Annotated in this window: 8 protein-coding genes; all 8 read left to right on the top strand. The window is 56.8% G+C overall.

Annotated features, from left to right (window positions below; all coding sequences use genetic code 11):
* Positions 1 to 284 precede the first annotated feature (284 nt).
* Positions 285 to 1,727, top strand: a complete 1,443-nt coding sequence (locus HQL52_13970; protein MBF0370555.1) for an RNA polymerase factor sigma-54 — start codon at positions 285 to 287, stop codon at positions 1,725 to 1,727.
* Positions 1,728 to 1,987: 260 nt separating this feature from the next.
* On the top strand, positions 1,988 to 2,446 hold the full coding sequence (locus HQL52_13975) for a PTS sugar transporter subunit IIA (protein MBF0370556.1): 459 nt from the start codon (positions 1,988 to 1,990) through the stop codon (positions 2,444 to 2,446).
* Entirely contained in the window at positions 2,446 to 3,351 is a 906-nt protein-coding gene (rapZ, locus tag HQL52_13980; GenBank protein ID MBF0370557.1) for an RNase adapter RapZ, read from the top strand. Before HQL52_13975 ends, rapZ begins: the two co-directional genes overlap by 1 nt.
* A 9-nt stretch (positions 3,352 to 3,360) precedes the next feature.
* Positions 3,361 to 3,639 carry an HPr family phosphocarrier protein gene (locus HQL52_13985; protein ID MBF0370558.1) on the top strand — a complete coding sequence of 93 codons (279 nt, stop codon included), beginning with the start codon at positions 3,361 to 3,363 and terminating at the stop codon, positions 3,637 to 3,639.
* The gene (ptsP, locus tag HQL52_13990) at positions 3,636 to 5,531 is read left to right on the top strand and encodes a phosphoenolpyruvate--protein phosphotransferase (protein ID MBF0370559.1); all 1,896 of its coding nucleotides are present in this window, start codon (positions 3,636 to 3,638) and stop codon (positions 5,529 to 5,531) included. The genes HQL52_13985 and ptsP overlap by 4 nt, the downstream gene beginning before the upstream one ends.
* A gap of 271 nt (positions 5,532 to 5,802) precedes the next feature.
* A complete protein-coding gene (locus HQL52_13995) occupies positions 5,803 to 6,969 on the top strand; it encodes a methionine adenosyltransferase (GenBank protein MBF0370560.1) in 1,167 nt (388 codons plus the stop codon).
* Positions 6,970 to 7,019: 50 nt separating this feature from the next.
* A complete protein-coding gene (locus tag HQL52_14000; GenBank protein ID MBF0370561.1) occupies positions 7,020 to 8,348 on the top strand; it encodes an adenosylhomocysteinase in 1,329 nt (442 codons plus the stop codon).
* A 91-nt stretch (positions 8,349 to 8,439) separates the two neighbouring features.
* Positions 8,440 to 8,655: hypothetical protein (locus HQL52_14005; GenBank protein MBF0370562.1), on the top strand; the 216-nt coding region annotated here is incomplete at its 3' end.

Consider the following 8,655-nt stretch of genomic DNA (forward strand, 5'->3'; position numbering starts at 1 on the left):
ATTCGAATGACTATAGCGTGTCAGGCTTCATTCCGGCTGAAGCGTGGGGCTTGGGCGCTTGTTGAATCATCCAAACGGGTGTAGCTGGCGGATTTTTTTGGCAGGATGGCTCATTTAAGCAACAAATCGGCCATTTAAGCGAAATAATCGGGTATTTCGACTTTAAGTAGCCGGTGCGGGATGTTAGGTTGTCTGGAGAGGCGGCCTGAAAGGATCATCAGGCTGGGTAACACCAAACACGCAAAGGACCGCAAATGGCGCTGGGGTTGGAACTAAAGCTACGAATGGGAATGCAACTGGTGATGACGCCCCAGCTGCAGATGGCCATTCGACTCCTGCAGATGTCCAGCCTGGAGCTGGCTGATTACCTGCAGGAGGAGCTGGACAAAAATCCCCTGCTGGAGCGGGCCGACGATGGCTCGGGGAGCAGCTCGGAGGTCCAGGAAGCCCAGGAAACCCCGACCCCCACCCAGGAATCTCCGCCGGAACAGTCAGCCAAAAAAGAAGAAGCCCCCACCGACAGCGCCACCAGCGAAACCCAGCTCAACGATGAACTCCCCGTGGATGCCGACTGGTCGGATGTCTATGGTGATTCGGGCCCCGGCACCTACGAAAATTCCGGCTCCACCGAAGCCCCTCCCCTGGAAAACACCCTGACCCGAGGGGAAACCCTGGCAGACCATCTCACCTGGCAGCTGGGTGTATCCGCCATGAACGACCGGGAGCGGGAGCTGGGGCTGATTCTGATCGACGCCATCGACGACAACGGCTATCTCACCACCAGCCTGCAGGCGATGTCGGAACTGACCAGAATTCCCGAAGAGGAGCTGGAAGATGTTCTAACCCTGGTGCACTCCTTTGAGCCTGCCGGGGTTGGTGCCCGGGATTTGGCGGAGTGTCTGCGATTACAGCTCAAAAATCTCAAGATGGCCCGCCAGCCCTATACCGGGCTTCTGGAACATCTGAACGACCTGGCCCGGCGGGATTTTCGCAAGCTGCGGCGGATTCTCAAACTCAACGAGGAAGAACTCGCCGAAGCGGTAGCGGTGATTCACTCCCTCAACCCCAAGCCCGGGCTCGCCTTTGGTCACGACCACGCCAACTATGTCGCACCCGACGTTTTTGTCCGCAAACACGAAGGCAAGTGGGTGGTGGAGGTCAATCCCGACACCATGCCCAAGCTGCGCATCAACCGCTACTATCAGGATAACCTGAGCAGCCGGGCCTCGGCTTCGGACAAGCGTTTTTTAACTGAAAATGCCCGTTCCGCCCAGTGGCTGATCAAAAGCCTGGAACAGCGGGCCTCTACCATCTACCGGGTGGCGGAGTCCATCGTGCGTTTTCAGCAGGATTTTCTCGACCACGGCCAGGAATATCTGAAACCCCTGATCCTCAAGGATGTGGCCGACGACATCGGGGTACACGAATCCACCACCTCCCGGGTCACCAGCAACAAATATATGCACACCCCCCGGGGTATCTTTGAGCTGAAATATTTCTTTTCCTCCTCCCTCTCTTCCCCCACCGGGGATACCCACTCCTCGGAAGCGGTCAAATATAAAATCCGCAAGCTGGTGGACAGCGAACCGCCCAGAAGGCCTTTTTCAGACGAAAAACTGGCCCGGCTTCTCCAGGAGCAAGGGGTGGAGGTGGCTCGACGGACGGTTGCCAAATATCGGGATTCCATGGGAATACCCTCTTCTTCCAGACGCAAGCAACTCTCCTGACGCCAGGAATCCTCCCTTAAGAGGGGTGGGTAAGCCTGCTGTCCGGAAACACCGACGGCAACGGGACCGGCAAAAAAACGAAGAAAAACAGAACAGGAAACAACCCGAGGGGGGGCAGACTCAGGGGGAGCTTATCCTCCCTGCCGACGATGGTTATTACCAACCCTGGACGGGTCAAAAACAAAAAAACCAACCAGAGACCACTCTGGCGTTTATAAAACCAATCGGATCAGACTTTCAGCAACGAAGCTCAAACCATCATGCAAATGCAACAGCTATTGGCTCCATCCCGGGTTATCGTCGATATGGCGGTGGATGACAAGAAGGCGGTCCTCTCCCAGATGGCCGAAATCCTGGCGGCAGACCTGCCCGACGTCTCTGCCGGAGAAATCTTGCAGGTCTTCAAAGAACGGGAACAACTGGGCACCACAGGCATCGGTCAGGGCATTGCCATTCCCCACGGCAAACTGGTGGGGATCACCACGCCCATGGCCGCTCTGGCGCGGGTTTCCGGGGGGATCGATTTTGACGCCATGGATGGCAAGTCAGTGCACCTGGTGATGGCGCTGCTTTCGCCTTTGGGCTCCAGCGTTCCCCACCTGAAAGCCCTTTCGTCCATCTCCCGCCTGTTACGCAGCCAAGCCTCCCGGGATCGACTCCTGGCAGCCTCGGATGCCCAGGCGCTCTTTGAGGCCACTTTGGCGTTCAACGAGGAGTGATGGTGAAGCCCCCCCAAAAAATCCGTCGCTTGGTCCTGGTTGCCGGGATGAGTGGTGCGGGCAAATCGAGTGCTCTGAAATATCTGGAGGATCAGGGCTTTTACTGGATGGACAACCCGCCCATGCAGCTCATCATCCCCTTTGTGGAACACTTTTTCGATGAAGAGGACCATTTTCGTCAGGTCGCCATCGGCATTCATATCCGCAACCGGGACTGCCTGGCCACCTTTACCAGCTTTCATCAACGCCTGGCGGCCATGGCCGAACGTTTTGAAATGATTTTTTTGGAGGCGGGTTTCGAACGCCTGGTCACCCGCTATCGGGAAACCCGTCGGCGCCACCCCCTGGCCCAGGGCCGCACCGTGCGGGAGGCGATTTTGCTGGAGGCTTCCTGGCTTGCAGGGGTGCGGGCCATGGCGGATCTGATCATCGACACCTCCCACATTACGGTCCATCAACTCAAGGAGCGCCTGGACCAGCTGTTTCAAGAAGGTGAAGGCGACGATCTGCGGGTCTTCATCCGCTCCTTCGGGTTTAAATATGGCACCAACACCGACGCGGACATGGTGCTGGACGGGCGTTTTTTGGCCAATCCCTATTATGACCCGCAACTGCGCCCCCTCACCGGTTTGGATGAACCGGTGAAAAATTTTTTGGAGCAGGAGGGGGAGGCGCAACTTTTTCTCGACCATCTCCAATCCCTCTTCACCTATCTGATCCCCCGCTATCGTCAGGAAAAAAAACGCTATCTCACCGTGGATATCGGCTGTACCGGAGGGCGTCACCGTTCGGTCTATCTGGTGGAGCGGCTGGTGGAACGACTTCGGGAGCAGGCGGGCTATCAAGTTTTGATTCAACACCTGGATGTGGCCCGGGAGACCCCCCGGGGCTCCAGAGGCTCCTAGGAGTGCGCCATGCCCCAACGGGAAGTGACCATCATCAACCGCCTGGGGATGCATACCCGGGCTGCCGCCAAGTTTGTCAAGGCAGCGGCCCTCTATGAATCGGAAATCCGCTTGATCAAGGGCGATATTGAGGTGGACGGCAAGTCCATCATCAGCATCATGATGCTGGCTGCAGCCAAAGGGGACCGGGTGATTATTCGCGCCATCGGATCGGACGAACAGAAAGCTTTGGAAGATCTCTCAAAATTGATCGGCAAAAAATTCGGCGAAGATCGCAAAGGACGATGACCGGCCCTTCCGACACATCCCGGCCTGCTTCCCCCCCTGAACCAAAAAGCTCTTCTGGAGTCTTGAATGGTGCCCAAGCCCATGGCGAGCCGGGAAACAGTTCCCTGCCCGGCCCCGACCTCTCCCCGGAGTCCACCCTGCGGGGTATTCCCGTCTCTCCGGGGATCGCCATCGGTACAGCTCACCTCATCGCCCGGGGCATGCCCGACTCTCCGGAATATTGCGTCACCCCCGACCACCTGGATGGCGAACGACAGCGTTTTTTCGATGCCGTCACACTCTCCTGCCAGCAGATTCAGGAAATCCGTGATCGCCTCAAAGGAGGCAAGCACAACCAGGAGATGCTCTACATCCTGGAAGCCCATCTGCTGATCCTGGAAGACAACCAGATGCGCCAAGGACCTCTCGCCCATATCAACAACCAACGCTGCAATGCCGAATGGGCGGTGAAACGCTATCTGGGGGATATCATGGCGGTCTTTGACCGCATGGAAGACAGCTATCTGAGGGAAAAAAAGCGGGATATCGAAGAGGTCGGCAAGCGGATTCTCAACAACCTCATGGGCAACCGTTTCGAAACCTTTTCCGACTTTCCCGAGCCGGTCATCCTGGTGGCCCAGGAGTTTACCCCGTCGGACACCCTCCTGATGGATCAGGATAAAGTCCTCGGTTTTGTGACCGAAGTGGGGGGGCGCACCTCCCACACCGCCATCCTGGCCAAATCCCTGGGCATCCCTGCCATTGTCGGGGTAAAAGGAGCTACCAGCCAGGCCCGAACCGGTGACCGGTTGGTGGTGGACGGCCTCTCGGGCAAAATGGCCATCAACCCCGGGTTGGGGGCGATTGACCGTTTTGAAACCAGGCGCAACAGCTTCCGCTCCTACCGCAAGCAGATGATTCAGGAGAGCAGTGAGCCAGCCCTCACCAAAGATGGCCACCGGGTTCGTCTGAAAGCCAATATCGAATTTTCCCACGATGCCAAAAAAGCCACCCTCGTCGGTGCCGATGGCATTGGACTCTATCGCACCGAACACCTCTACATGAACCGCACCACCCTGCCCAGCGAAGAAGAGCTTTATCAAGCTTTTCTGGAGGCGGGAAAAGTGATGACGGGTGGACCGATCACCATTCGCACCATCGATGTGGGGGGAGAAAAACAGGCGGACGCCTTTCGCCTCAACCGGGACAGCTCCGGTATCAATCCAGCCCTGGGGCTGCAAGCGATCCGCCTCTGCCTGAGGCAGGAGAAGGCGGTTTTCAACACCCAGCTGCGTGCCCTCCTGCGCGCAAGCGCCAAGGCGGACATCCGCATTTTGCTCCCCATGATCACCGGTCTGGAAGAGCTGGAAGAGGCTCTGGAACTGCTGGCGGAAGCCAAGGAAGCCCTGGTGCGGGAGGATATCCCCTTTGATCCCGGGATTCAGGTGGGGATCATGGTGGAGGTTCCTTCGGCGGCTCTGTGTGCCGACCAACTCGCCCCCCGGGTCGATTTTTTCAACATCGGCACCAACGATCTCATCCAGTTTGCTCTGGCCGTGGATCGGATGAACGAATCGGTCGCCTATCTCTATGCCCCTTCCCATCCAGCGGTTTTACGCCTCATCGACATGACCGTACGAGCAGCCCGTTCCCACGGCATTTCAGTCTCCCTCTGTGGTGAAATGGCCGGTGATCCCCGTTTTGCGGTGCTGCTGGTGGGCATGGGTCTGGATGAGCTTTCCATCACCCCCAACTGCCTGCCCATGATTCGCAAAACCATTCGGGAGGTTGAACATAAAAAGGTCGTTGAACTAGCCCGATCGGTGATGGAGCGCAACTCCCACGAATCGATTACCGCTCAACTGGGGGAATTTCTCAACGATAATCTGGGTTCTGACCACATCTTTCACTGACCCTTTTTCAAAATCCTCTTTCCCTGGAACAAGCTATTTATCAATCACTTGATCTTTCATTCTTCCCCCGTCACGACGCTTCCGACACCAAAATCAATGGACAAATTATCGATAGCGAAGAGGTTCTGCCTTGTGATATTCTGTGGAATGGTCATCAAGGACACTTGGCCAGGATCCACCTCCGACCCTTTTTCCCCTGGCCCTTTCGATTAATCCTTTTGAATGATCCTTCTTTTTTTCCATCACTTCATCCCCATTCGGAGCTTCATCCATGAGCCGACAATTCCTCTTCACCTCCGAGTCCGTTTCCGAAGGTCATCCGGACAAGATGGCCGATCAGATATCCGATGCTGTTCTCGACGCCCTCCTCACTCAGGATCCCAAAAGCCGCGTCGCCTGCGAAACCATGATCTCCACCGGCTTTGTCACCATCGCCGGTGAAATCACCACCGATGCGGTGGTGGACTATACCCAGACTGTCCGGGACACCGTTCGTGAGATTGGCTACACCTCCTCCGACATGGGCTTTGATGCCGACTCCTGTGCGGTGTTGGTCTCCCTGGACAAACAATCTGTGGATATCGCCCAAGGGGTGAACGAAGGAGAAGGGATCGATCTCGACCAGGGAGCCGGTGATCAGGGACTCATGTTCGGCTACGCCGTCAAAGAGACCCCGGTGTTGATGCCCGCCCCCATCCACTATGCCCATCGCCTGGTGGAAAAACAGGCCCAGGTCCGCAAGGCAGGTAAGCTGGCCTGGCTGAGACCCGATGCCAAGAGCCAGGTGACCATCCGCTATGTGGACGGCAAACCCCAAGAGATCGATGCGGTGGTGCTCTCCACCCAGCACGACCCGGATGTGGACCACAAAACCCTGGAAGAGGCGGTGATTGAAGAGATCATCAAGCCCACTCTGCCCCCCGAACTCCTCAAGGGGGATGCCAAATATTATATCAATCCCACGGGACGCTTTGTCATTGGTGGCCCGGTGGGGGATTGTGGCCTGACGGGGCGCAAGATCATTGTCGACACCTACGGCGGTACCGGCCACCACGGTGGCGGCGCTTTTTCCGGCAAGGATCCCACCAAGGTCGACCGCTCCTCCGCCTATATGGGACGCTATGTGGCGAAAAATATCGTCGCAGCCGGTCTCGCCTATCGCTGTGAGGTGCAAGTGGCCTACGCCATCGGTGTGGCCAATCCGGTTTCGATGATGGTGGATACGTTTGGAACGGGCACCATCCCCGATGCCAAAATCGAACAGCTGGTTGCCGAGGTGTTTGACATGCGCCCCAAAGCGATCATCCAGCAGCTGGATCTCTTGCGCCCCATCTACCGCCAAAGCGCCGCTTACGGCCACTTTGGGCGTGAGATTGCTGATTTTACCTGGGAAAAAACCGACAAGGCCCAAGCACTCAAAGATGCCGCCGGCCTGTAAGCTTCAAACGCTAACCAAACACGACTCTCTAAGCTGGCAAGGATACTTTAATGAGCTCCGCATCGAATCTACAACGGGCCGACGCCTCTTTTACCGACTACAAGGTGGCAGACATTTCCCTGGCCGAATGGGGCCGCAAGGAAGTGGCCATCGCTGAAACCGAAATGCCTGGATTGATGGCCCTCCGGGAAGAGTACAAGGGGAAAAAACCTCTGGCGGGCGCCCGCATTGCCGGCTGTCTGCACATGACCATCCAAACCGCCGTGCTGATGGAAACCCTGGTGGATCTGGGGGCTGAACTGCGCTGGTCCTCCTGCAACATTTTTTCCACCCAGGACCACGCCGCTGCGGCCATGGCTGCGGCCAATATTCCCACCTTTGCCTGGAAGGGAGAGACCGAAGAGGAGTTTTGGTGGTGCATCGACCAGACCATCAAAGGCCCTGACGGCTGGGTGCCCAACATGATTCTGGATGACGGCGGAGACCTGACGCTGGTGCTGCACCGCCCGGAATATGCTGAGCTTATGAAAGGTGTCCGGGGCCTCTCCGAGGAGACCACCACCGGGGTGCATCGTTTGAATGAAATGATGCAGGAGGGCTCCCTCAAAGTGCCCGCCTTCAACGTCAACGATTCGGTCACCAAATCCAAATTTGACAACCTCTACGGCTGCCGGGAATCATTGATCGATGGCATCAAGCGGGCCACCGATGTGATGATCGCGGGCAAGATTGCCGTGGTCTGCGGGTATGGAGATGTGGGCAAGGGGTGTGCTCAGGCCTTCCGGGGCATGGGTGCCACCACCTGGATCACCGAGATCGACCCCATCTGCGCCCTGCAAGCCTCCATGGAAGGCTACCGGGTGGTCACCATGGAGGAAGCCGCAAGCCAAGGGGATATCTTCGTCACCACCACCGGTAACGTCGATGTCATCACCCGGGCCCACATGGATGTGATGAAGGATCAGGCCATCGTCTGCAACATCGGCCACTTTGACTCGGAAATCGACATCGCCGGTATCCGGGATCTCACCTGGGAAAACATCAAGCCCCAGGTGGATCATGTGATCTTTCCGGACGGCAAACGGATCATCGTGCTGGCAGAGGGACGCCTGGTCAACCTGGGCTGCGCCACGGGTCACGCCAGCTTCGTGATGTCCAACTCCTTCACCAACCAGGTGATGGCCCAGATCGAACTCTGGAACAATCCCGACCAATATCCGGTGGGGGTGTATGTGCTGCCGAAAAAGCTGGACGAAAAAGTCGCCCAACTGCACCTGGGCAAGCTGGGGGTCAACCTGACCAGATTGACTCCGAAGCAAGCGGAATATATCGGCGTCTCCCAGGATGGCCCCTTCAAGCCAGAGGCTTATCGGTATTGATACTCCCTTCCCGAGATGGTGCGGCCCTCACCAAGGCCGCACCATCTCGGATATCAGAACCACACTATTACGCTTTATCAAGGAAAAACAGATGTCTGTTGATCTTGAGACTGCTGCCAAAATAGCTCAAATTGTCATAGCGATCGCTGCTTCAATCACTACAGCTAGCTTGATCTTGTTATGGAAACAGCTAAAGCAAACGCAAGAGCAGACCAGGAAAGAACATGAAAGAGTCTCCCGCAAAAAGTCGCTCTTTTGGAAACGTGATGCCGTGCCTGGATCCTGGATTTATGGTATGATTTTTCAG

This window comes from Magnetococcales bacterium (genome assembly GCA_015232395.1).
Lineage (GTDB): Bacteria > Pseudomonadota > Magnetococcia > Magnetococcales > JADFZT01 > JADFZT01.